The sequence below is a fragment of the Gilliamella sp. G0441 genome, from assembly GCF_050589305.1.
Classification (GTDB): domain Bacteria; phylum Pseudomonadota; class Gammaproteobacteria; order Enterobacterales; family Orbaceae; genus Gilliamella.
The window spans coordinates 80,610-106,177 of record NZ_JBNRJF010000001.1; the positions used below are offsets into that span (position 1 = coordinate 80,610).

Consider the following 25,568-nt stretch of genomic DNA (forward strand, 5'->3'; position numbering starts at 1 on the left):
TTTGGCAACAATAAGTTTAACCTATTAAAATTATAGGTTAATTTAGCAACAACTTATCAGTGGTTAAATTCAACAGAGATTGATGGAAAAACACCCGCTTATATAATTAATATGATTCAATTTAGAGGGATGTTTTTTGCAATTTTAAAAGGCTTTTGTAAGATTTAATATGAGATATATTTTATAAAAAATAATAGGTTATTTACTTGATGTGACATTCTCATCAAGCAATTTAAAAATACTATTACTTGATGAGAAATAACGTTTAAAAATTAATTTCAGTTCCCATGAAATAACGTCTACCATCTAATGTTTTACCATAATCATCATTGGTGACTTTTTTATCAAATAAATTATAAATACCCGCATAAATTTTTGCCTGTTTGTGTATTTGATAAGATGCACCGAAATCCCAGAAAGTATAACTCGGATATTCCGTTTTTTTGCCATTACGATTTACCGATGTTTCTATTCCAGAATAAACTACTTTAGCCCATAAATCCCATTGTTGAGTAACATTCCAATCTAATTGAGTATTAAATTTTTGTTTAGGGGTTCGATTTAAAGGCTTACCTTTATTGTTTCCACTCTTCTGTTCTGTTTTGGTCCAAGAGTAATTAGCGGATAAAAGTAATTCACTGAATAGAGGTGTTTTAAACGATATTTCAAGACCTTTAATATCAGCTTTATCTACATTTTCCCATTTCTGTATCAAATCATAATATCCTTGACCAGATAGATAACATTTTTTCTTGTTGGTTTTATCATCACATATGTTATAACTTTGAATTTTATTTTTATATTTTGTGTAAAATAGTGTTGCAGTGGTATCTAATCCATAACTATTACTATAGCCTAAGCCAATTTCAAAATTTTGACTTTTTTCTGGTTTTAAATCTGGATTACCTATTATAATTCCATCTCTTGCGTAACCACCTGTTCCCTGTCCCCAATCAGATACGACCTGACGCAATTTTGGTGTTGCAAAACCTGTTGAATACCCCCCTTTCAGAGTAAAATTATCATCAATATCCCAAACACTGTAAATTCTTGGATTCCAGTTATCGCCATAATTTTCATCTCGGTTATAACGTAACCCGAATGTTAAATTTAGATTATCTAAAAGTTGCAATTCATCTTCACTAAATAAAGCATAATTCCAACGTTCAATTTTAGTGATACTATTTTTAAGTTTATTACCATGATCAAGTAACTGCTGATAACTATATTTACCACCAACGGTTAGCATATTAATACCAAAGGGAACAGTAGCTCTTGTATCCACATCAGTGTTACGGATTTTCATTTTTCTATTTTTATTATTGTTTCCTTCAAAGGCAACAAAAGAAGTAGTTGAAACATCTCCAAACAAGCCATTATGAGTTAACGCAAATGAATTATGGTGATTGTCACGCGCAAATTTACCCTGCCTATTCGTTCTAGTTTTACCGGCAGTAGCCTCACTGTTTTGTAAAGCGCGCCCAAAATCCAGATCAAACTTTTGAGAATCAGAAGCATTGACTGATATCTTACCATTTATACTACGTAATTTTTGTGCAGCATGACCATTTAAGAACTTATCTTCATGACGATCAGAATATTGACCATATAACTGAATTCCCAGAATATTTTCTATAAGTGGTCCCATTGTTGAAAAACTACTGGTAAAGGTATTTTTTTCCTCAGAACGATAAGGAATAATAGATTCTAAGCGTAGGCTTGAGTTCCAATTATCTGATACTTTTTTAGTAATAACATTGATTACTCCCCCCATTGCATCAGAACCATATAATGATGACATTGGTCCTCTGACCACTTCAATACGTTCTATTGCGGTTAAAGGTGGAAGCCAACCTTGTTCAAAACCAGAATTATCACTATTTGGCCTTGTTTCACGTGTACTCACCTTTTTTCCATCAACTAAAATCATTGTATATTTTGAATCCATACCACGAATACTAATATCGGTGGAATCTCCACCACCAGTAATCGTGACTCCTGGTATATCCTTTAATGCATCTGTCACATCTCGATAAGGTTTATTACTAATTTCTTCTGAGGTAATAACCGAAATGGTTGCAGGGGCTTCTTTTATTTGTTGAGCAAAACCTGAAGCGGTAACAACCATTGTGTCTGTATTAGCAGAATTATTAGCTATAGCGTGAGTTGATAAAGACAATAATAGACAGGAATTAATAACATGCGCGGAGAATTTTAAATTTTTTTTCATATTCATTGATATAACCCTATTATTTATATTGATATTTTGCAATTTGATGCGACTGATGATCAATATACCATATGAGAATGATTATCGATAGCTTTTTGAGAATGATTGCTAATATTAAAATTATATAGCTTTAAATAAGATTTAACTATAAAATAAGAATAATTATCATTTACATTAAGGTGAGGAAATGAACATGGTTAGAAATAAAAAAATACTTTTAATTATGATAACATCAGCAATATTAGGCTTAGCTGGATGCCAATCAAAAACGACAATAACAACGGATAATCAAACTATCGTTATACCTAAATATCTCCACAAAATAGTTGTAATGAACTATGGGGCTCTCGATACTTTAGATGCTTTAGGTAAAGGTTCATTAGTAGCAGCCATCCCTCAATCAATTATCCCGTCATATTTAGAACAATATAAAAATAATCATGTCATCGATACCGGTAATATGAAAGAACCCAATATAGAAGTAATCAAACAAACTCATCCTGATCTTATTATTATTGATGGACGTCAAGCAAATAAAAAAGATGAGTTGTCAAAAATTGCCCCAGTGCTTAATTTAAGTGTTGATAGCAAACATTATTTTGAATCAACAAAAAATCATATCAATTTGTTAGCGAGCATTACCGGAACCGAAAACACAGCAACTCAACTCATTGCTTCGCTCAATAACAAAATTAACCAAGCTCAAATAATAACCTCAGCAAGCCCTAAAAAGGCCATTGTCGCTATTCACAACAATGGAAAAATGATTCTTATTAATAATAGTTCAAGTGCTTCGCTTATCCATGATGTATTAAAAGTCAAAAGAGCGGTACCACTTTTAGCTAACCAGCCAGCTACAAATGGAGAACGACCAGCACCTACTTTTGTTGACGATAAATATATTAAAACCGTTAAGCCAGATATTATTTTTGTCATTGATCGAAGTCATGCTATTGGTCAACAAGCCATAAAAGCGGACTATTTCGATGCAAAAGTTCTCAATAAAAGTAAAACAACCATTATATATTTGACACCTGATCTATGGTACTTATCTGGTGGTGGTGCAGAAAGCTTAGAGCTTCAAGTGACCGAAGTGATCAATGCTTTTAATAATTAACATGTTGTTTAAATTGATTCATACAGCCCAGTACAAAGGCTGTATGAGTTAGCATCTAACGTATTCTTAATACTAAGTCACCTTCTTAAAATAAAGTAAGTCACAAAAGTTGGAATAATCAAGTTGATCTATCAAATTATGTTCGTTTGATTGTATTAAAATATTGTCAGTTCAAGCGATAATTCTACCTAATAAACATTATTAACATTATTATTCAAATCCCATTTTCTGTTAATTAAGAATTTCAAAATCAGTGTATTTACAATGCTTAAATGTGTTAAAATGGCAATATTTTGAATTAACAACAACTAATTAATCGATAAAATTTATTTTATTATCAATTTAATACCCCTATAAATATTAAACACTATTACAAATACTATGAATATGTCATCCCCTACTATTGGATTTGTGAGCCTTGGTTGTCCTAAAAATTTGGTTGACTCAGAGCGAATTTTAACTGAATTACGAACGCAAGGTTATCAAGTGGTACCAAGCTACGAAAATGCAGATTTAGTCATCGTCAATACATGCGGTTTTATTGATAGTGCCGTACAAGAATCGTTAGAAGCCATTGGTGAAGCTTTAAATGAGAATGGCAAGGTCATTGTGACAGGCTGTTTAGGTGCAAAAGAAGATCAAATACGCAATGTACATCCTAAAGTACTCGAAATATCGGGACCTCACAGCTACGAGGCAGTACTCACTCATGTCAATAAATATGCCCCTAAACCCGCATATAATCCCTTCACCAGTTTAGTACCACAGCAAGGTGTGAAATTAACGCCTAAGCATTATGCGTATTTAAAAATATCGGAAGGTTGTAACCATAACTGTACATTTTGCATTATTCCATCACTTCGTGGCGAAATGGTTAGCCGACCAATTGGTAATGTACTTGATGAAGCAAAGCGATTAGCTGATAGTGGCGTTAAAGAGTTACTCGTTATTGCTCAAGATACCTCAGCATATGGTATCGATATTAAAAATCGTACCAACTTTTGGAATGGAATGCCATTAAAAACTGATATCCAAACGTTATGCGAACAATTAGCAACGTTAGGCATTTGGGTAAGGCTCCATTACATGTATCCTTATCCAAGTGTTGATAATTTGATCCCGTTAATGGCAGAAGGGAAAATCTTACCGTATCTGGATGTACCACTTCAACATGCCAGCCCTTCGGTTTTAAAATCAATGAAACGCCCAGGCACCATTGATAAAACACTTGAACGAATTTATAAATGGCGAGAAATCTGTCCTGACATTACTTTACGTTCAACATTTATTGTCGGTTATCCAGGGGAAACAGAACAAGATTTCGATTTATTACTCGATTTTCTAAGCAAAGCCAAGCTTGATCGTGTGGGATGTTTTCCCTATAGCCCGATCGAAGGTGCGGCAGCCAATCAGCTCGAGAATCAAATTCCGGAAGAAGTTAAGCAAGAACGTTTTCATCGTTTTATGCAATTACAACAAACAATTTCAACCGAAAAATTACAAAATAAAATTGGCAAAACCTTGTCAGTTATTATTGATGAAGTGGATGAAGAAGGTGCTATCGGACGCAGCATGGCCGATGCACCTGAAATAGATGGCGTTGTCTATTTAAATGAAGAAAAAAGTGTTCACGTTGGTGATATTGTTCAAGTTGAGATTGAACATTCCGATGAATATGATTTATGGGGAACTGTAAAACAGTAAACAATTCCAATGAAACAACATTATCGAAACGAAATCAAAAAACTTATTGCACTTTCAGTTCCTGTACTGATAGCACAAATCTCGCAAACAGCCATAACCTTCGTCGATACTATTATGGCTGGTAACTATAGTAAAACGGCGTTATCTGGGGTTGCCATTGCAGTCTCAATTTGGTTACCAACCATATTATTTGGACAAGGCTTATTAAGCGTTTTAACGCCAATTATTTCCAATTTAAATGGTGCAGCTAAACGTCATCAAGTTGCTGATCACACTCGACAAGGTGTGGTTATTGCGTTGTTGTTATCAGTGATAATGATGTTGATTTTATACCACTCGGATAAACTGATTAGTTTAAGAAGTTCAGTCGAACATCCTATCGATCCGGAAATGGTTGAAGTTGCCGTATCTTTTTTACGAGCCATAATGTGGGGTGTTCCTGCTTTCTTATTGTTTTTAGTTTACCGCAATCAGTGTGAAGGTTTATCTAATACAAAACCGGCCATGGTAATTATCTTTATTGCATTACTTGCCAACATTCCCATTAATTATGTTTTAATTTATGGAAAATTAGGTTTACCTGCTTTCGGTGGAGTTGGATGTGGCATTACCGCAGCAATTATATTTTGGCTAATGTTTTTTTTAATACGTCTGTATACATTAACCACTACCAGTCAACGTGATATTCGAAAAACCCCAATCACAAAACTTATTGATTGGGCAATTATAAAAAAGGTTGTTCTATTAGGGACTCCTCTTGCATTGGCTTACTTTTTTGAAATGAGTTTATTTGCTGTCATAGCATTACTGATCGCCCCATTAGGTCAAATTACGGTGGCAGCACATCAAATTATCTTTACTATCAGCAGTTTAACATTTGCAATTCCGCTTTCACTTGGAGTTGCAACCAGTATTCGTGTTGGTTATTTGTTGGGACAAAAAGAACTATCTCTAGCCAAACATACCGCATATATGAGTTTAGCTATTTCTCTGACAATTGCGATAATTGTTGCGTTAATTCTAGTTGTTTTTCGAACACCAATCATTACGTTATTTACTCAAGAAGTCGCCGTTATTACGATTTGTATGCATCTCATTATTTTATTAGCTATCTATCAGGCTTCTGATTATTTGCAAGTTGTAGCCAGCAATGTACTTCGTGGTTATAAAGACACGCAAAGCATCTTCTTTATTACTTTGCTTTCTTATTGGGTAGTAGGATTACCTGTTGGTTATATTTTAGGTTTGACAGATCTAATTATGGAGCCAATTGGTGCTGCTGGTTTTTGGATTGGCATTATTTTAGGACTGGCAGTCGCCGCCATTTTATTAATTGTCAGAATGATATACATCCAAAAACAGCCTGACGTAACAATATTAACACGAGCATCAAAGTAAAATAATGCTGCAAATCTAAAACAAATTTTTTATTCATTCTGAAATTCAACACTAATCAAATAATTGATCAGTGTTGATTTACAATAAACTAAGAATTATTTATCAATACATAAGTTCAAACTCAACGGAAGAATAATCTTCAATTTTGTTATATACACTTAACCTAGCCCCCTAAAATTAGGAAATTGTTAAAATTCATTTCTGTAATTCTTATAAATACTACATTTAAAAGAAATGATAATATCAATTGATTAAAAATCAATTAACTATATAATTATCCACTTTGTAAATAATTCATTAAAGTGTATTGATTTTGTAATGACCTCTAAAAAAAATTTATTTTCTCATGTAATCTGTTTTGTGCTGGCTGTAGTTTTAGTGTATTTATTAGGTTATCCTCAAAGAATAGATCGAATATTACTTACCTATTTTTCGTTAATATTTTTAGCTAGATATCCTTTTTTTAGGATTTTTTTCGGTACTTCGTTCGTCATTGCTGCATTTTATGCACCTATTGCTTTCTACTATGGTCCACCTAATGTGGCTGTTATAAGCGCTTTATTTGAAACCGATATTGACGAAATAAAGGAATTTTTTGCGCAATTGCCTATTTATTTCTTTCTAATAACTTTTCTACTGGTATCTTTATTTATTCTTATTTTTATAAAAATGCCATTTCCTCATGTTAATAATCGCTTATTAATTATTTTTTCCTTAATATTAATATGTTATAAACCCGCCAAAGCATTTATTAAATTTCTTCCTACAAACCATTTAATAATTGAATCAACATTGGATAACGTCAGATATCCTTTATTTGAGTTTTATAGAACATTATATACAAGTAAAAAAATTTATTTTACTGAGAAACAAGCACAACTTGAACAAATACAGAAACAAAACACCATACCTATTATATCGGTGAAACCCAATCATAAAAATTACATTGTTATCATTGGTGAAAGTGTCCGCAAAGATTATATGAATGCATATGGATTTAATTATGACAATACGCCTTTTGCCAGTCAGTATGCTAATATAATATGGGATGGCTTAATTTCACCGGCATCTAATACTCAATCATCTGTTCCTCATTTTATTAGCCAATCTATTTATTTAGATAATACTGTTAATGCTCAGTTAAATAATAATATCGTCAGTATTGCAAATGAAGCAGGATTTGAAACTTATTGGCTTTCTAACCAAGGCAAATTAGGTAAGATTGAGATTACCGTACCTCGCATTGCGGCCTATGCAAAGTCAAGTTTTTACACCAAAAAAGGCGAATATAATGGTAAATCTTCACGTGGTAAATATGATACGTTACTATTGCCTGAATTAGATAGAATTTTGTCAGATAAACATCCTAAACCAAGACTAATTGTCATGCATCTTATGGGTTCTCATTCAAAGTTCTGTCGTAGATTAGAATATGACATCCAATTTGAACTAAGCCATGAAAATATTTCATGCTATGTCAGTAGTATAAAAGAAACAGATGATTTGATTAAATCAACGATTGATATACTAAAAAAATACAATGAAGATTATTCTGTCGTTTATTTTGCAGATCATGGTCTTGCGCATTTCAATCAACATCAAGATCTAAGACACAATTGGGAATATCAAAATAGTTACGAAGTACCCTTTATTTTCTTTGATTCAAAAAGTATATCACAACAAAAAATACAGAAAAAAATTTCAGGCTTTCAATTCGTTTACTTATTGAGTAAATGGATGGGGATTACTTTAGATGTTTCACATGACTACATGCAAAATGAGCTTATTGATATTCCTCATCAAACTAAAATAAAAGTAAAAGATTGGAAAAATGAACTGTATCCATATGAAAAATTAAAGAACGATCCAAATCCGTATTCGAATGAATCAAAAAAATGATCTATTTAAACAACGCCATTACACTAAAGTAATGGCGCTTTACTCATGGTAATGACCGATTATTTTAATAAGTCATTTGCTTTCGCAATAATATTTTCAACCGTAAAACCAAATTTTTCAAATAATTGTTCTGCCGGGCCGGACTCACCAAAACTTGTCATACCCACAATTTTACCATTTAGCCCCACGTATTTATACCAGTAATCACTAATACCAGCTTCAATCGCAATACGAGCAGTGACCGAAGACGGTAATACCGACTCTTTATAAGCACAGTCTTGTTTATCAAACGCATCAGTTGATGGCATTGAAACAACCCGTACTTTTTTCCCTGCTGCCGTTAATTGATGATAGGTTTCAACCGCTAACTCAACTTCGGAACCCGTCGCAATTAAGATCAACTCTGGCGTTCCTACACAATCATTTAAAATATAACCGCCACGATAAACATTCGCTAATTGTTCAGCTGTTCGTGGTTGTTGTTTAAGATTCTGCCTTGAGAAGATCAATGCTGTTGGACCATCTTTACGTTCTATAGCATATTGCCATGCAATAGCTGATTCAACTTGGTCACATGGGCGCCACGTACTGACATTTGGTGTTACCCGTAAACTTGCCATTTGTTCAACAGGTTGGTGTGTTGGTCCGTCTTCACCTAATCCGATTGAGTCATGGGTATAGACAAACAATGAACGAATATTCATTAAGGCAGCCATGCGTACCGCATTTCGAGCATACTCCATAAACATTAAGAATGTTGCCCCATAAGGAATAAAGCCACCATGAAGTGCAATACCATTCATAATGGCAGACATCCCAAATTCACGTACACCATAGTGAATATAGTTACCATCTGGATTGGCTAAAATTTCTTTTGAGCCTGACCACATTGTTAAGTTACTTGGAGCCAAGTCAGCCGAGCCACCTAAAAACTCAGATAATACTGGAGCAAAAGCTTCAATTGCATTTTGTGATGCTTTACGCGTCGCTATCGTTGCTGGATTTGCTTGCAATTTATTGACAAAATCGGTAGCCACTTGTTGCCAATTTTCAGGTAAATCTCCCTGCATTCGTCGTTTAAATTCGCTTGCAAGTTCTGGATATACTTTGGCATAAGCTTCAAAGCGAGTGTTCCACTCATCTTCAATTTGTTTGCCTTTGGTTTTCGCATCCCACGCTTCATAATAAGCTTTCGGAATATCAAATGGCGGGTAGTTCCAACCAAGTGCTTGACGGGTTGCTTCAATTTCAGCATCTCCCAGTGGTGCACCATGACTGTCATGACTGCCCGCTTTATTTGGTGATCCAAAACCTATTACTGTTTTACACATCAGTAATGAAGGTTTATCGGTCACAGCTTGCGCTTGTTCAATCGCTTGAGCAATAGCCTTTGCATCATGACCGTCAATACTACGAATTACATGCCATCCATAAGCTTCAAAGCGTTTCGCAGTATCATCAGTAAACCAACCTTCTATTTCTCCATCGATTGAAATACCATTTTCATCATAAAATGCAATGAGTTTTCCTAATTTTAGTGTTCCAGCCAATGAGCAAGCTTCGTGTGAAATCCCTTCCATCATACAACCATCCCCCATGAATACATAGGTAAAATGGTCAACTATATTATGACCTGGTTTATTAAATTGTGCAGATAAAGTTCTTTCTGCAATTGCCATACCAACTGCATTAGCAATACCTTGTCCTAAAGGTCCGGTTGTGGTTTCAACGCCCGGAACATGACCATATTCTGGATGCCCTGCAGTGATTGAATGCAACTGACGGAAATTTTTTAAGTCATCAATGCTAACTTTATAGCCAGTAAGATGTAATAAACTATAAATCAACATTGAAGCATGACCATTTGATAATACAAAACGGTCTCGATCTGCCCAATTTGGATTGTTCGGGTTATGTTTTAAAAATCCACGCCAAAGTACTTCAGCCATATCAGCCATACCCATAGGTGCACCCGGATGACCTGATTTTGCTTTTTGTACACCATCCATGCTTAATGCCCTTATCGCATTCGCAAGTTCGCGGTGAGATAGCGTCGTTGCATTCATGTTTTAATCTCCAAAATATATTTTAAGTTATTCGATATTCATTTTTCTGTTTTTTAAAACAGATTAATATTATTAAAAAGTTAAAGGGGAATATTGATTCCCCTATATCACTATAGAAGTGCTGCGATCATTTCTTCTAATTTTCCCTGATCCACTGCAAAGGCACGAATCCCTTCAGCTAGTTTTTCTACTGCCATGGCATCACTATTGTGTTGCCATCTAAATTCAGATTCGGTAATCGGTGCAGGTCTTTCTATGACGGTTTGATTAGGATTAAGTTTTTGAACTACTGGAGCGCTTGATTGTTGCATTTCAGCCAATAAATTTGGCGCAATCGTTAATCGGTCACAACCGGCTAATGCTAAAATTTGCTCAACTTTACGGAAACTTGCCCCCATGACGATTGTTTTATAACCATGTTGTTTATAATAGTTGTAAATATTACGCACTGATACCACTCCTGGATCTTGATCGGCAATATAAGGGTCAATCGGTTTTTTAGCTTGATACCAATCATAAATACGACCAACAAAAGGCGAGATAAGAAAGACATTCACTTCTGCACAAGCACGTGCCTGAGCAAATGAAAAGAGTAACGTCAAATTACAATTAATGCCTTCTTTTTCGAGAACTTCAGCAGCTTTTATTCCTTCCCATGTGGATGCGATTTTAATCAAAATTCGTGATTTATCGATACCTTTTTGTTGATAAAGTTCTATAATTCGGCGGGCTTTTTCGATACAAGCTTGTTTATCAAAAGATAAACGGGCATCTACTTCTGTCGAAATTCGTCCGGGTACAATTTTCAAAATCTCCGCACCAATATTGACAGCAACTTGGTCACAAGCATTAATTAATTGTTGTTCTTTGCTACCCCCTAATTTTTTTGCTGTCTCAACAGCAGAATCAATCAGATAACGATATTGAGGAAGTTGAGCAGCTTTTAAAACCAGAGAAGGGTTGGTAGTGGCATCTTCAGGAGAAAACTGCTTAATGGAATCGATATCACCTGTATCGGCAACAACGACGGTTAATTTTTTAAATTCATCTAATTGACTCATAAACTTCTATATCCTCTACAGCTTCAATTTTCTAAAAGATTATAATAGCATTTATCTAGTGATAAAACGACTTAACTAGTCGTTGTTTTAACGTTTATACAAATTAAACAATAACCTACCTAAGATAGCAAAAAGCAAAAAATTTCAAACATTTGTTATTTTTAATACTGTTGATTGATATCTTTTATCGGAGTGATATTTTTACAATATAAATTAATTTTTTAATGTGACATAAGTCACGAAATTAACTTTATCAAACTGAAAAACATATTGTTAAAAAATAACCTATCAATTTTTATGATCCATTATCAACGAACTTGCTAATAATTAAAAAAATTAAAATAAAAAAATTTTCTAAATCCATGCATAAATAGTTTTGTTGTTAAAATTGCAATTTGAACAATCATCACATTTCTTTGACTGACAAAAATATGGCTGTTCAACAGTGATTATTTTGATCACCTTTTTCTTTACCCAAAAACTTAGTATTGGAAAAACAGCACTTTCAGGTAACCTAAAATGGCGTGCTATATCTTGCAATTCCACACGCCCTTTTAATTGTACATAATCACGAATCGAGGTCATTAACATTTTTTATATTAAACTTATAGGTTTTACCTAATTTTTTATCAATTAAATTAAATAACACAAGTAAATTAATCACAACAAGATGATTTTATGGAATTTTTACGATTGGACATGTTATTTTTAGTGAATGAGTAATTCCCTAATTTACGCAGGATAAACATCATCAATGTTATCAATAGTCCACACCCCATCAACCAATAACTTGCAGTATGTGAATAGGCAAGTTGTGTAAATTGATAATAGATTGTCGCCACCAACCAAGCAATTGTAAAAGTCCATACTGCAACAAAAATCATCCAACGCCACCCTGCTTCGCGATAAATTGTCCCTAATACTGCTGTACATGGCGTATAAAGTAAGATGAATATTAAATAAGCTATTACGGCTGACGAAGACGTAAATGATGTCTTAATTTTAGAAATAGCTGTGGAATTAATTGCTAAATCAGTTTTTAAAGTATCGATATCATCATTTAATGAAGACAATCCAAGCGGATCGGTAATCGTTTCAGTCAGAGCGAGTAAATTATCAGGAATAGTGGCAAAAGCTGATTTAATGTCTTCAATCCAATCAAATTGTTCATTGTCTTGCGATTGATTATCCATAGAATAAAGTGAATTTAAAGTTGCAATAATAGACTCTTTAGCAAAAATGCCCGTAAAAACACCAACTGTAGCAGGCCAATTTTCATTATCGATCCCCATGGGCTGAAAAACAGGTGTAACTTTTTGGCTTATGACTGATAATACCGATTGATTGGTATTTTCATGTCCAAAGGTATTATCTGTTCCCCAAGAGTTGAGTAAACTTAAAATCGTCACCATAATTACAATCGCTTTTCCGGCTTTAAATATAAAACTTTTCAAGCGTTGCCAAGTTAAGCGTAAAATGCTACGAAGAGTTGGAATTCGATAAACTGGCATCTCCATAATAAAGGGGGTCAACTCACCTTTTAATAACGTGTTTTTTAAAATCATTCCTGATATAACTGCGACACCAATACCAAGCAGATATAACATAAATACAACGAAAGAAGCATGAAGCGGAAAAAATACGACTGCAAATAACGCATAAACCGGTAATCTTGCCCCACAAGACATAAAAGGAATCATGCAGATAGCCATTAACCGATCACGGGGACTTTCTAATGTTCGAGTTCCCATTATCGCAGGCACACCACAGCCAAATCCCATTAACATAGGCACGAAAGCTTTACCCGGTAAACCAATACAACGTAAAACCCGATCAACGACCATTGCTGCACGAGCTAAATAACCTGAATCCTCTAAAAAAGATAAAGCCAAAAACATTGCAGCAATGACAGGAATAAACGTTGAAACAGTTTGAATTCCATTACCTATACCGTCAGATAATATGACACGAGCCCAATCTGGCGCATGAATAAATTCTAAAAAACGTGCTGTTCCATTGACAAAAATTGTGCCGAAAAATTTTTCAAAAAAGTCAACAAATACTGAACCAAAATTGATAGCGACCATAAACATGGCATACATCACAATTAAAAAAAACGGAATGCCAGTAAAGCGCCCTAACGTAATTTTATCGATCTTTTCAGATATATGGGTACTCAATTCACGAGGTTTATCAATAACCATTTTACACACTTGATCAATCGTATCATATCTAGCACTTGCTAGCGCAACATCAATTTCGTTATCACACCATGCCGAAAGGAGTTGTCGACAAATTTCAAGTTTTTCTAATTCAAGTGAATTAAAATGATCTGTGTTGTGTCCTAATAAGGCTTCAATTAGCTGCCAGCGATTAAGTTGATGAACAATACTTTCTTTTGGCAATTCATTAAGATAACGTATCAAAAGCCTTTGCTGAGATTGCCCTAACGTATCTATTGAAGGATAAGTTTTTAGTTTGTTGACAAGCCTGTTTTCAATTTCTTGATAAAATAAATTAATACCTAATTTTTTGGTTGATGAAATAGGCACTACTGGGCAACCCAGTAAAGCAGATAATTTTTGGTAATCGATATTTTCGCCCATATTCTTGACTGTATCAATCATGTTAAGTACAACAATCATCGGAACTTGCAAATCAATCAACTGAAATGTTAGATAAAGACTTCGTTGTAAATTGCTAGCATCAATTACATTAATAATGACATTATTTTTTTCTGTCAGAACAAATTCACGCGTTATCCATTCATCTTGCGACATTGAAACCGCATCAGATTCAATCGAGTAAGTCCCCGGTAGATCAACGACTTCATATTGGTGATTTTGATAAGAAAATAAACCTAATTTTTGTTCAACAGTCACACCAGGCCAATTACCGACTCGCTGTTTTGATCCAGTCAGTAAATTAAATAGTGTTGTTTTGCCACAATTTGGATTTCCAACCAGTGCTATTTTCACTCATTTATCTCCATTACTTCAATGGTAGCCGCTTCACGACGCCTTAAACAAAGAAGAAAACCACGTATTTTAATCTCAAGTGGATCTCCCAAAGGTGCCACTCGGACAATCGTAATTTTACAGCCTGGTGTTAATCCCATAGCCAGTAACTTTCTACGAAAAGGTAAGGATTCAGGTAATAGACGAGAGATAACCGCCTCATTTCCTAAAGGGAGGTGATTTAATGTTGATACTGACATTAATGTTCCTGTGAATTATGCAAGCACGTTTTATTCCGTTTATTTTAAAAAAAATTTTAATATAAAAACAGTTTTAAAATGAGAATAATTCGCAATATTAATATTTAATATTTAAAAAAATAGAAAAGTTACATTAAAAAATGAAATTTATGAAAAAAATAGGGGGTTAATATGTTTTTTTCAAGTGTTTTGTTATGAAAAACAAAAAAAGTGAGTGAACCGTTCATTTAGCTTCAAATAGTTAAATTAAAGCGCTTAATCTTCCGATTATTCATTTAATTAAAACTTAGATTATCTTCATATTCAAAATTAGAGATTCAGTAAGACAACTGATATAATTTGTCTTTATACTTCGCTTAAGGAATAAGAATTATGTTAACCATATATGGTATTAAAAACTGCAGTACAATGAAAAAAGCGTTCACATGGCTTGATGACAATAAAATCAAATATCAATTTCATAATTATAAATCGGATGGACTTTCAGCTGAACAATTACAGACTATTTTGAAATTAGTTGATTGGCAAAGCCTACTTAATACACGAGGTACAACCTGGCGTAAACTGGATGAGTCAGTACGTGCTAAAATTGACAATGAGCAAGCTGCTATGAAACTGATGTTGGACAATCCTTCAATTATAAAACGACCGCTACTAATTAAGGGTAAACATGTATTACTAGGATTTTCAGAAGAAAGTTATTCGCAATTTTTTAAACAACAACAATAAGACCGAGATAATTATGACAGAGCCTGTTATTGAACTAACCAAAGCATTGATTGCTGAAAAATCGATAAGTCCTGATGATAAAGATTGTCAAAATATACTTATTAAACGTTTGACATCACTAAATTTTATTATTGAAGAATTCAATATTGGTCGTACTAAAAATTTTTGGGCTTATCATGGTGATCCTTCCGAAACAACACTTATGTTCGCTGGTCATACCGATGTGGTGCCTGCTGGCGATGAAAGCCAATGGCTGTATCCCCCATTTGAGGCAACCATTGATACTCATGGTGTACTTTATGGTCGTGGAGCATCGGATATGAAAAGTGGTGTTGCGGCAATGGTCTGTGCCGCAGAGGATTTTGTTAAAGCAAATCCAAACCATCGTGGTCGTATTGCGTTTTTAATTACCTCTGATGAAGAAGCTGATGCAACCGATGGAACGGTAAAAGTCGTTAATCATCTTCTTGAACGTCAAGAACGTGTAGACTATTGTATTGTAGGAGAGCCTTCTTGTGACAAGATATTGGGTGATCAAATTAAAAATGGTCGTCGCGGTTCATTGACCGCAAATTTAATTATCCATGGTGTGCAAGGTCATGTCGCCTACCCTCATCTAGTTGACAATCCTGTTCATCAATTTGCCCCTGCTTTGGCTGAACTTGTTGATACTGTTTGGGATAATGGCAATCAATATTTTCCCCAAACCTCCATGCAAATTGCAAACATTCAGGCTGGCACAGGTGCTGAAAACGTTGTGCCCGGTGACCTATCAGTGCAGTTCAATTTTCGATACAGCAGTGAACTTACTGACGAATTAATTAAAACCCGTGTTGAGCAACTTTTACAAAAGCATAAATTAAAATATACGTTAAATTGGCGCTTATCAGGTCATCCGTTTTTAACGCCACAAGGTGAATTGACTCAAGCTGCAGCAAGTGCGATAAAAGAGTACACAAATATTGATACAAAACTATCAACAAGTGGGGGAACATCAGATGGACGTTTCATTGCAAAAATGGGCTGTCAGATTATCGAGTTTGGTGTATTAAATAAAACAATCCATAAAGTTAACGAAAATGTGAATTGTCAGGATATCATTACGCTAAAAAGAATTTATCAAAGAATTTTGGAAAAATTGCTGGTTTAATATAGTCAATTAAATTGTGAGCGACTTAATAAATCAATTTGAGCACAACAGAATAACTATTCAATACTGCTTATAACATTTAGCTATACTAACTTCACTAACATTCATTTATTAAAGGTAAAAAAATGGAATGGTTAAAAGATTATTGGTGGATAATTTTAATATTTCTTGCAGGTGTTTTTATCAATACCATTAAAGCACTCAATAAACTTAACTTTAAATCTTATATTGATAAAAAAGGAATTAAACCGATACTTTATGATGACGAAGATAATAATAAAATCAAGAGAGTAGAGGATAAAAATAAAAGTGATTAATCTAAAAATTAATCACTATTTTCTTTATCGGATATCGTTAATATCACTTTTAAATAAAGCTTGATGACGATAACGATCAACCCACATCGCAGTTGAGCCACAAACGGCAATTGGCATAATAATTAGATTTAGTAGTGGCACCATTGTGAAAAAACTAACTAAAATACCATAGACTAGATTATCAACTCTATCCTGCTTAAGTAATTCACGCATACGATGAAAAGTAATTTTATGATTATCGAAAGGATAATCAGCGTATTGAATATTAATTTGCCATGCAGTAAATAAAAACCAAATTACTGGTGTCACTGTTTGACCTATAACAGGAATAAAATAAGTTAAAAATATCGGTATAGACCATAATACATAATTGACTAATTTTTGGATTTCTCGACTGAATATTCTGGGTAGATCTTTAATCAAGCTAAACCAAGATGTATCGGAAGCAGGAATACCTGTTAATTCAGCTTCAACCTGTTCAGCAAGCAAACCATTAAAAGGCGCAGCAATAAAATTAGCCACCGTACTAAAAAAATAACAGAATAGTATGACTAGTATCAAAATCACCATAAAGCTGATTATATAGCCAAGCCAGTGAAGCCAGCTCGGTACTAAAGAAAGCCCCCAATCAACCATACCTGTAATTGCTGAGAAAAACCAATAAAACAGCGCAGACATAATGACAATATTAGCCAATAAAGGCAAAAAAACATAATGTCTTATTTTAGGGCTAAATGCGATTGACCACCCAAATAGAAAATATTCAAAACCTGATTTAGGTCGATCTTTACCGTTATTAAAATTATGATGGAATCTTATTCTATCTACATTATTATTCACTTTTTTTCCTTTTATAAGTTGATAATGTCCAACTCTTAATCTAACTTATTACTTTGATAATTGGATGTCTCAATTTGGTTAATATGATGTAACCATTGATTAACTTCTTGCTTAATTGAACTAATCAGTGCCTTACGCCCATTTAATCGAAATTGCTCAATCACTAAAAATTCATTTTTTTTATTTGTTATTAACGCTTTTAAAATGGGTAACCTTAATTGATTATTTGAATGGTCATTATATTGACTCATTCGACAAAGTGAAGCATAAGTTGCTTCAAAGGGGCGATGGTAATAGCAAAATCCTTGTAAATCATCAATATCTTGATCCGATAAAAACTGAGCATAATCCTTGAGCAACATCGTCTCAAATGGTAAATCGATAAAATCTTTAATCCAGAAAATATCTCGTCTCAATTTTTTATTTAATTTATTAGCCATTTCAAAAGCATTTTGGCTAATTGGCTTTATTGCCATTATAGAATAAGTTCCACTACTGGTTTCACGACGACTACCAATATGTACTAACAAAAATCCTAAGCTTTTCCAAAATTCATATGTGATATTACTATAGGCAAAGCTGACTGATAAAAAATCAATGCCATTTATCACAGCTTCTTTGAAAACCTTGTTGATTAATTGTTTTGCAATTTTTTGTCGTCTATATGATTCGAACACAGCAATTCGATTAATACGTACTGATTTTAATTTTGCTGCCGATCTCTCGCCTGCATGCGCAACTAAAGATTGTGCAAGCATGTTACCTCTGGGACGTCGAATACCCTTCCAAACGTCATCAATTAATCTGTCTGATAAATCCCCTTCATTTACTGTAACGGCAGCAGCAATTAATTTATTTTCGATTCTAGCACCCCAAACATCTAAATTATGTGCATCCAAAATTCGTCTTAAATCAATTAATGTCGTTTGATAATGGGCTATTTTAAGTAAATAAAAAATTTCTTTTAAAGTTTTAAGGTCATGACGTGCAATCATTGAATAGTCTACTAATTGGTGATTAAGGGGCTGACTACATGACTTAAAACTAGTTCCATCAAGCAATAGGTGATGAGTAAAATACTCAAGTTGATCGTTATTACACCAGCGAATTGGTTTTTTCAGATAAAAATAGTCAACATTATAATTATGCAATAATTTTATGATAAAACCTTGCCCTGTTCCTTCGTAACCCTCCAGCGTCGTGACTAATAAAATTCGAATATCTTCTGAAGTTGCAAGTTGAATTAATTTATTCAACATCGGTAATGGAATCATTGCAGCTTCATCTATAATTAAGTATTGAAAAGTATCATGAAAGCCTTTTTCAATTAGTTCATCGGGCGATAAAAAAAGCGTATTTTGATTAGCAAATTTGTAAAATGTAGTCAGCGCTTTTTTATTAGGTGCCGTTACCACACAGTGATAAAATTGACTAAACTGACCGGCTAAGGCTGATTTACCTCGACCACGTTGGGCTGTTAATACATGTATTGGTTTTCGACTTGCGAGTAGTTGTTGCAATACGCTTTTTTGATCCTCGTGATGATCATTTACATTATACAGACAAGGGAATTCATCATTTTTAGATAGACGTGCTAATTCCAAAGTTTGTTTTAAATGTTTAACAAAATTAGGTACTTTGATTGGTTCAGGATTTTCATTCCATCGTAAGCTATCCAAATCTTGCCACGTTTCAATGTTTTTAGGTAATAATAAAATCAGAACGCTTCCCTTTACTAACGTTCCGGCTAACATAGCAAATGCTTCAAGATTAAATCCTTGTGTCGCATCAAAAATTGCATGTAGAAATTCTTGTCCTAAAAGAGTTTTAGCTTTCGAAGGGGAAATAAAATTAGTAATATATTCCTGTAAAATGGTTTGGTCAGTTATTGTTAGCCAATCCCCTTGATGTTGTTTTATAGTATTACGTAATTGTTCTATTAATTCATTCAGATTCCCATTAAACACCCAAATATTTCTAGAACTATCAGTATTTGTCATCAACTAATTTTTTCCAATAATTAATGATAATAAACCTGCTGCGATAAGTGGCCCAACTGGAATACCTTTAAAAAATGCAACTCCAATTAAAGTCCCAACGATTAAACCATTTACAATTGTCGGATGCGCTCCAATTAATGAAATTCCTCGTGTTCCAAGCCAAGAGACCAGAATACCAACTATGATAGCTAAAATTGATTGCCATGAAGTGAACGATTTTAAGATATCTTTGATGCTTAATGAACCATCAGCAAGCGGAACCATCATAGCTGCAGTTAAAATGACAATACCTATCGTCAGTCCATATTGATTTAAAAATGGAAAATAGGTCGACAATGGGGTTAATTTAAATAAAAGTAACAATAATACGGCAAAAGTGACTGTGTTATTATGCGTTAAATAACACAGTGCAGCTAAACCAAGTAGAAGGAAAAATGAGATATCAAATTGAGCAAACATCACAATGTAACGCCAATTCTTGTGGCGACTTCCTCATAAGCTTCAATGACACCGCCAAGCCCTTGGCGAAAACGATCTTTATCCATTTTTTTTAAGGTTTCTTTTTCCCATAATCGACAACCGTCAGGGGAAAATTCATCACCCAACGTAATTTCACCCTTAAACAATCCAAATTCAAGTTTATAGTCCACTAAAATAAATCCTGCTTTATCAAAAAGATCGGTCAAAATTGAATTGATTTTAAAGCTTAATGCCTTCATCGTTGATAACTGCTCATCTGTAGCCCAACCAAATGTTTTACAATGTGATTCATTAACCATGGGGTCATGCAATGCATCATTTTTTAGGAACAATTCAAATGTTGGCGGATTTAACACCTTACCTTCTTCAACCCCTAAGCGTTTAACCAAAGAACCTGCGGCACGATTTCGAACAACACACTCCACGGGTATCATATCCAGTTTTTTGACGATGACTTCCGTATCAGATAAAAGCGTTTCAACTTGAGTAGGGATACCTGCTTCTTGAAGTTTAGTCATAATAAAATAGTTAAATTTATTATTTACTATCCCTTTGCGTTCAAGCTGTTCTATGCGCAAACCATCAAAAGCTGACGTATCGTTTCTAAATTCTAATATTAATAAATCTGGATTTTCAGTAGTATGAACCGTTTTTGCTTTACCACGGTAAAGTTCTGCCAACTTTTTCATTGTTATAACCTTATATTTAATTGCCAACAAATGATTAAGGAGCTATTCGCTCCTTAGTTCTAAACTTTTTATGGTATAGTTCTTGTACCAATGTAATCAGTAATACCTTTACTTTTGACAGTATTACATTAATTAGTCAAAACTCCCGATACATTTCTACATAAGCATGAAAAACTTAACTAATTCTTCACTGCAACTTAAGTAGATTATTAATCCTTATTTTGTCTATCGCCCATAGCATCTTTTAGCGATCGCTTAATTCTGGATCTTTATCTGTATTCTCGTTTTTGACGCCATCTTTCTCTGCTTTTTGTGGAACAATCCGCGATGATTCTGGTGCTGCATCATCCATTATAAAATTAAATAATCTCACAACATAACGTTGTACTTCTATTGGATCAGATGAAATATCTTGTCCTGCTTTAGATAGGTTTTTTAAGCCAACAGTAATAATTTCTGAACCTGCATGTGTTTCTCTTTGAATGATATAAGAAGCTTGTATAGATAGACCTTCATCTTCAGGATAAATAGATGCATTACTGGTAACTATTTCCTTAGTATTATTGCTACTAATAGGGATATTTCGTTTGCTTAAAGTACTTGGAATGATAGACCATACATTGTTGGAATCAGGGACATTGAGTGTAACAACACCATGGTTATAAGACGCATATGAATCAGGTATTGTTGGAATAGGTATAACTGGTGGACGAACATCAACCTGTTTTCCAATAGCCCCTCCCTCTATTTTATTAGAATAGATATAAAAGTCGATAGTCTCTGCTGGAATCGTTACTCCTTGAGGAACGATTAAAGGTTTTAATGCTGGCGAATCTAAATAATCTTGATTACCGTCAACTTCACGTTTATAACTCTGATCACTACCACAGCCAACAAGGAAAAGAGAGGCTATAGTTGTCATCATAAATGTTTTTTTAATGATCATGTTTTTATTAATTAAGTTTTTATTAAACATAGATGTCTGCTTTTAAATTAAAGGTTATATAAAATATTAGATTAAATTAGCATCTTTTAACGCTTTTTCAACTGCTGGAACCGAAGCATCAGTCAGCGATAACAATGGCAAACGTATTGTCGCATTTTCTATTAAGCCTAATTTAGCACAAGCCCATTTCACGGGAGTTGGATTAGGCTCCATAAACAAGTTATTATGCAAAGAAGCTAGTTTATCATTCAACTCTCTAGCTTGATGAATTTGATTATTTTCAACTAGCTGACAAATAGTCGCAACTTGTTTTGCTGCAACATTAGCGGTAACTGAAATCACACCATCACCACCTAAAATCATAAAATCTAAAAAAGTTGAATCATCACCACTGAGTAATTTAAAATCGTTACCTACAAGTTTACGTGTTTTATATACACGAGATAAATCACCAGTTGCATCTTTAAGAGCGACAATATTTTTAATTTTTGATAAACGCCCAACTGTTTCTGGCTTAATATCACTACTTGTACGACCGGGTACATTATATAATATTTGAGGTAAAGCAGTATTTTCGGCTATAGCTTTAAAATGTTGGTAAAGCCCTTCTTGAGTCGGCTTATTATAATATGGCGCAACCGTTAAACACCCAACCACACCAATATTTTCAACGCGATTGGTTAATTCAATTGCTTCTTTAGTTGCATTTGATCCCGTTCCCGCAATGATATTAATTTTACCATCTGCATAATCAATTGTTCTTTTAATTACATCGATATGCTCATGATGATCAAGCGTTGCTGATTCACCTGTAGTACCAACAGAAACGATCCCTGATGTGCCATTAGCAATATGATATTCGACCAGTTTTTTTAAGCTTACTTGGTCTACATTTCCTTTTGTATCCATCGGGGTAACAAGGGCGACCAGACTTCCTGTAAACATAAAATGACCTCTCATATTATTTATTGATAACTAACTTCAAGAATAAAAAATCTACCGACAAGTATGCGATATTTCTTATTTAAATTCAACTTTTGTTATGCAGGATTATCAATATCAATAAAAATAGTTTCAAGGTCATGTTGCTTGGCTAGCCATTCTCCAAGTTTTTTAATTCCATAACGTTCAGTAGCATGATGTCCAGCAGCATAAAAATTAATTCCATATTCTCGAGCGATATGAATGGTACGTTCAGATACTTCACCAGTAAAAAATGCATCGAATCCTTGTTCTGCAGCAGCTTCAATAAAGTCTTGCCCACCACCACTACACCAGGCAATTCGTTTAATTATTTGAGGAGCATTATCGCCACAAAATAAGACTTCACGTTGATTATTATGCAAAACGTTTTCAAGTCTTTTTTTAAATTCTAGAGCGGTTATCGGCTGAGCAAGTGTGCCTTTAAATAAAAGATCGGTGTTATCATCACGTTTATCCACTTCGATTTTGAATAAATCCGCAAGTAATGCATTATTGCCTATAACAGGATGTCCATCTAAAGGTAAATGATATGCATATAAATTGATATTATTTGAAAGCAATGTTTGTAAACGTTTATATTTAATTCCTGTTATCGTTGGAGGTTCATTTTTCCAAAAAAAGCCATGATGAACTAAAATCGCATCAGCATTTAATTTAACGGCTTCATCTAATAATCGTTGGCATGCCGTCACTCCAGTTATCACTTTTTTTATTTGCTTACGTCCTTGTACTTGTAAACCATTAGGTGCATAGTCACGATAGCGTTCAACTTGTAATTCGTGATTGATAATTTGTTGAAGTTCAAAATTTTGCACGTTTTCCTCTCGTATTTTTAATGACTTTTTAAATAACAAAGTGAACTTTTTATCAAAATCATTTAGTGGATCTCGAACTTATTATAATCGAAATATTGGCAATTTTTTATAATCCTGTCTACATGATTAAGTAGAAACTATTATAAATCATCTCACTTAACGATTCGATCTAGTGACCTTAATGTTGATATTTCAAATAAATTCTTTCATGTTTACAAAAGTTTAATAAATAATATTCTGTTTTAAAATGTTTTTTTGATGCTTGAAAACACGAAGTTAAACAAATTAACAATTTTGTTTTTTTTATTATTTATTTGGTTTAGGTTAAATGATACATTACGCAGGTTTATATTAAATGAGGTATAAGATTTGCCATTTTTAGGTATTGGATTAAGTACGATTATCGCTTTATTTTTTGCTGTTCATGCAATAAAAACAAGACAAGAACAATTTTGGTTGTCTATATTATTGGTCTTTCCTTTTATTGGTAGTTTGATTTATTTTTTTGTTATATTTCTACCCGATTTTAGACAATCTCCAGTAGGATATCAAATTGAATCAAAATTATTGAAAGCGTTAGATCCACAACGTGAACTTCGCGAAGCTTTAAGCAATTATGAAATTTCGCCTACTGTTGAAGCAAAAGTCTGTTTAGCTAAAGCATTAATTGATAATGATAGAGCTAACGAAGCATTAATTTATTATCAAGAAGTACTGACTGGCATCTATGAATCTGCACCGGATATTTTATTACAATATGCTTACGCACTCTATCAAGTTAAACAGTACAAAAAGGCAAGAGAAACGCTGGATTATCTAAGAGAAAAAAATCCAAATTATCGTTCAGATGAAGGACACTTACTTTATACCAAAATCTTAGTTGCACTTGAATTAAAAGAAGAAGCTCAAGAAGAATTTAATGCATTAATCAGTTATTATCCAAGTTTAGAAGCCGCTTCTTACTATTTACAAACCTTAATTGAGTGGCATCAAATTTCGCTCGCTAAAGAAGTTTTACAAAAAATTGAATTACGTATAAAGCACTTACCCAAACATGCTAAGCGTATTAATCAGACTTGGATAAAAGAGATTGAAGAAACTAAACAAAAATTAAATAGATAATATTTTTATTGTTTTCGTTAATTATATTTTTTTATGCAATCGACAGTGCTGAATCAAAGGTAAAACTAGGCGAATACGGGAAAAGCTGGCATAATAATTCCATTTTATGCTAAATAAGACCAATATTGTGCCAAATGCAAAATTATGTGAACGTTTCCGTGGTTTTTATCCTGTTGTAATAGATATAGAAACGTCAGGATTTGACCCTAAACTTAACGCAATTCTTGAAATTGCGGCAATCACACTACAAATGACTGATGAGGGTTGGCTAATTCCGGATCAAACCCTTCATTTTCATGTCAATCCCTTTGAAAACTCAATTTTAGAACCGAGTGCCTTAGCTTTTAATGGTATTGATATCGACAACCCATTAAGACAGGCTGTTGACGAAAAAATTGCACTTGAAGAGATATTTAAAATGGTCAGAACGGGGATTAAAGCAAATGATTGCAATCGAGCTGTCATCGTTGCTCATAATGCAAACTTTGACCATAGTTTTTTAATGGCAGCAGCAGAGCGTGCCAATATTAAGCGTAATCCGTTTCATCCTTTTGCCACCTTTGATACTGCAGCACTGAGCGGTTTAGTCTTTGGGCATACCGTATTAGCAAAAGCATGTGAACTTGCTCACATTCCCTTTGATCACAAGTTAGCCCATTCAGCACTTTATGATACCGAAAAAACCGCTATTTTATTTTGTGAAATAGTAAATCGATTTAAGCGATTAGGAGGCTGGCCATTGCACCAACTGGAGCAAAATCCAATCAATGAGGAATTTCAAAGTAATTAAGAGAGTACATATAC

Annotated in this window: 22 protein-coding genes; 9 read left to right on the plus strand and 13 right to left on the minus strand. The window is 33.8% G+C overall.

Annotated features, from left to right (window positions below; genetic code table 11):
* Window positions 1–265 precede the first annotated feature (265 nt).
* On the minus strand, window positions 266–2,236 hold the full coding sequence (locus tag ACKJXD_RS00400) for a TonB-dependent receptor domain-containing protein (RefSeq protein ID WP_430875209.1): 1,971 nt from the start codon (window positions 2,234–2,236) through the stop codon (window positions 266–268).
* A 187-nt stretch (window positions 2,237–2,423) separates the two neighbouring features.
* Here ACKJXD_RS00400 and ACKJXD_RS00405 point away from each other — a divergent pair, with 187 nt between their 5' ends.
* From ACKJXD_RS00405 to ACKJXD_RS00420, 4 genes are all read left to right on the plus strand, one after another.
* Window positions 2,424–3,347 (plus strand): ABC transporter substrate-binding protein, encoded by a 924-nt coding sequence (locus tag ACKJXD_RS00405; RefSeq protein WP_430875210.1) that lies wholly within the window; start codon window positions 2,424–2,426, stop codon window positions 3,345–3,347.
* 387 nt (window positions 3,348–3,734) lie between these two features.
* Window positions 3,735–5,051 (plus strand): 30S ribosomal protein S12 methylthiotransferase RimO, encoded by a 1,317-nt coding sequence (gene rimO, locus ACKJXD_RS00410; protein ID WP_430875211.1) that lies wholly within the window; start codon window positions 3,735–3,737, stop codon window positions 5,049–5,051.
* Between the two features lie 9 nt (window positions 5,052–5,060).
* Window positions 5,061–6,449 carry an MATE family efflux transporter gene (locus ACKJXD_RS00415; protein WP_294826065.1) on the plus strand — a complete coding sequence of 463 codons (1,389 nt, stop codon included), beginning with the start codon at window positions 5,061–5,063 and terminating at the stop codon, window positions 6,447–6,449.
* A gap of 318 nt (window positions 6,450–6,767) precedes the next feature.
* Window positions 6,768–8,348, plus strand: coding sequence for a phosphoethanolamine transferase (locus ACKJXD_RS00420; RefSeq protein ID WP_430875212.1), 1,581 nt, complete (start codon window positions 6,768–6,770; stop codon window positions 8,346–8,348).
* Window positions 8,349–8,407: 59 nt separating this feature from the next.
* Here ACKJXD_RS00420 and tkt read toward each other — a convergent pair whose 3' ends face one another.
* The 5 genes from tkt to ACKJXD_RS00445 all read right to left on the minus strand — a co-directional run bounded on the left by tkt (window position 8,408) and on the right by ACKJXD_RS00445 (window position 14,692).
* Entirely contained in the window at window positions 8,408–10,414 is a 2,007-nt protein-coding gene (gene tkt, locus ACKJXD_RS00425; RefSeq protein WP_430875213.1) for a transketolase, read from the minus strand.
* Window positions 10,415–10,524: 110 nt separating this feature from the next.
* Window positions 10,525–11,475, minus strand: a complete 951-nt coding sequence (tal, locus tag ACKJXD_RS00430; RefSeq protein ID WP_294826061.1) for a transaldolase — start codon at window positions 11,473–11,475, stop codon at window positions 10,525–10,527.
* 354 nt (window positions 11,476–11,829) lie between these two features.
* Entirely contained in the window at window positions 11,830–12,066 is a 237-nt protein-coding gene (locus tag ACKJXD_RS00435; protein ID WP_430875214.1) for a FeoC-like transcriptional regulator, read from the minus strand.
* A gap of 65 nt (window positions 12,067–12,131) precedes the next feature.
* Entirely contained in the window at window positions 12,132–14,453 is a 2,322-nt protein-coding gene (gene feoB / locus ACKJXD_RS00440) for a Fe(2+) transporter permease subunit FeoB (protein ID WP_430875215.1), read from the minus strand.
* A complete protein-coding gene (locus ACKJXD_RS00445; protein ID WP_430875216.1) occupies window positions 14,450–14,692 on the minus strand; it encodes a FeoA family protein in 243 nt (80 codons plus the stop codon). The genes feoB and ACKJXD_RS00445 overlap by 4 nt, the downstream gene beginning before the upstream one ends.
* Before the next feature lie 372 nt (window positions 14,693–15,064).
* Between ACKJXD_RS00445 and ACKJXD_RS00450 the strand changes: the two genes are divergently transcribed.
* The 3 genes from ACKJXD_RS00450 (at window position 15,065) to ACKJXD_RS00460 (ending at window position 16,888) form a co-directional block, all read left to right on the plus strand.
* On the plus strand, window positions 15,065–15,421 hold the full coding sequence (locus tag ACKJXD_RS00450; protein WP_430875217.1) for an ArsC family reductase: 357 nt from the start codon (window positions 15,065–15,067) through the stop codon (window positions 15,419–15,421).
* 13 nt (window positions 15,422–15,434) lie between these two features.
* The gene (dapE, locus tag ACKJXD_RS00455; RefSeq protein ID WP_430875218.1) at window positions 15,435–16,571 is read left to right on the plus strand and encodes a succinyl-diaminopimelate desuccinylase; all 1,137 of its coding nucleotides are present in this window, start codon (window positions 15,435–15,437) and stop codon (window positions 16,569–16,571) included.
* 125 nt (window positions 16,572–16,696) lie between these two features.
* Entirely contained in the window at window positions 16,697–16,888 is a 192-nt protein-coding gene (locus ACKJXD_RS00460; RefSeq protein WP_430875219.1) for a YpfN family protein, read from the plus strand.
* Between the two features lie 24 nt (window positions 16,889–16,912).
* Here ACKJXD_RS00460 and cysZ read toward each other — a convergent pair whose 3' ends face one another.
* The 7 genes from cysZ to ACKJXD_RS00495 form a co-directional block, all read right to left on the minus strand.
* Complete coding sequence (gene cysZ / locus ACKJXD_RS00465) at window positions 16,913–17,707, minus strand: sulfate transporter CysZ (RefSeq protein WP_430875387.1); 795 nt, start codon at window positions 17,705–17,707, stop codon at window positions 16,913–16,915.
* Between the two features lie 56 nt (window positions 17,708–17,763).
* Window positions 17,764–19,728, minus strand: coding sequence for a GNAT family N-acetyltransferase (locus tag ACKJXD_RS00470; RefSeq protein WP_430875220.1), 1,965 nt, complete (start codon window positions 19,726–19,728; stop codon window positions 17,764–17,766).
* A 3-nt stretch (window positions 19,729–19,731) separates the two neighbouring features.
* Window positions 19,732–20,187 carry a DUF441 domain-containing protein gene (locus tag ACKJXD_RS00475; RefSeq protein WP_294826077.1) on the minus strand — a complete coding sequence of 152 codons (456 nt, stop codon included), beginning with the start codon at window positions 20,185–20,187 and terminating at the stop codon, window positions 19,732–19,734.
* Window positions 20,187–20,897 (minus strand): phosphoribosylaminoimidazolesuccinocarboxamide synthase, encoded by a 711-nt coding sequence (gene purC, locus ACKJXD_RS00480; RefSeq protein ID WP_220215266.1) that lies wholly within the window; start codon window positions 20,895–20,897, stop codon window positions 20,187–20,189. The genes ACKJXD_RS00475 and purC overlap by 1 nt, the downstream gene beginning before the upstream one ends.
* Before the next feature lie 244 nt (window positions 20,898–21,141).
* A complete protein-coding gene (gene bamC, locus ACKJXD_RS00485; protein ID WP_430875221.1) occupies window positions 21,142–21,822 on the minus strand; it encodes an outer membrane protein assembly factor BamC in 681 nt (226 codons plus the stop codon).
* An 87-nt stretch (window positions 21,823–21,909) separates the two neighbouring features.
* Entirely contained in the window at window positions 21,910–22,788 is an 879-nt protein-coding gene (dapA, locus tag ACKJXD_RS00490; protein ID WP_430875222.1) for a 4-hydroxy-tetrahydrodipicolinate synthase, read from the minus strand.
* A 95-nt stretch (window positions 22,789–22,883) separates the two neighbouring features.
* Window positions 22,884–23,642 carry a Nif3-like dinuclear metal center hexameric protein gene (locus ACKJXD_RS00495; protein WP_294826043.1) on the minus strand — a complete coding sequence of 253 codons (759 nt, stop codon included), beginning with the start codon at window positions 23,640–23,642 and terminating at the stop codon, window positions 22,884–22,886.
* A gap of 369 nt (window positions 23,643–24,011) precedes the next feature.
* On the opposite strand from ACKJXD_RS00495, the gene ACKJXD_RS00500 reads away from it, so the two are divergent.
* On the plus strand, window positions 24,012–24,764 hold the full coding sequence (locus ACKJXD_RS00500) for a tetratricopeptide repeat protein (RefSeq protein ID WP_220215270.1): 753 nt from the start codon (window positions 24,012–24,014) through the stop codon (window positions 24,762–24,764).
* Window positions 24,765–24,891: 127 nt separating this feature from the next.
* Window positions 24,892–25,554, plus strand: coding sequence for a ribonuclease T (gene rnt / locus ACKJXD_RS00505; protein ID WP_430875223.1), 663 nt, complete (start codon window positions 24,892–24,894; stop codon window positions 25,552–25,554).
* Window positions 25,555–25,568: the final 14 nt, after the last annotated feature.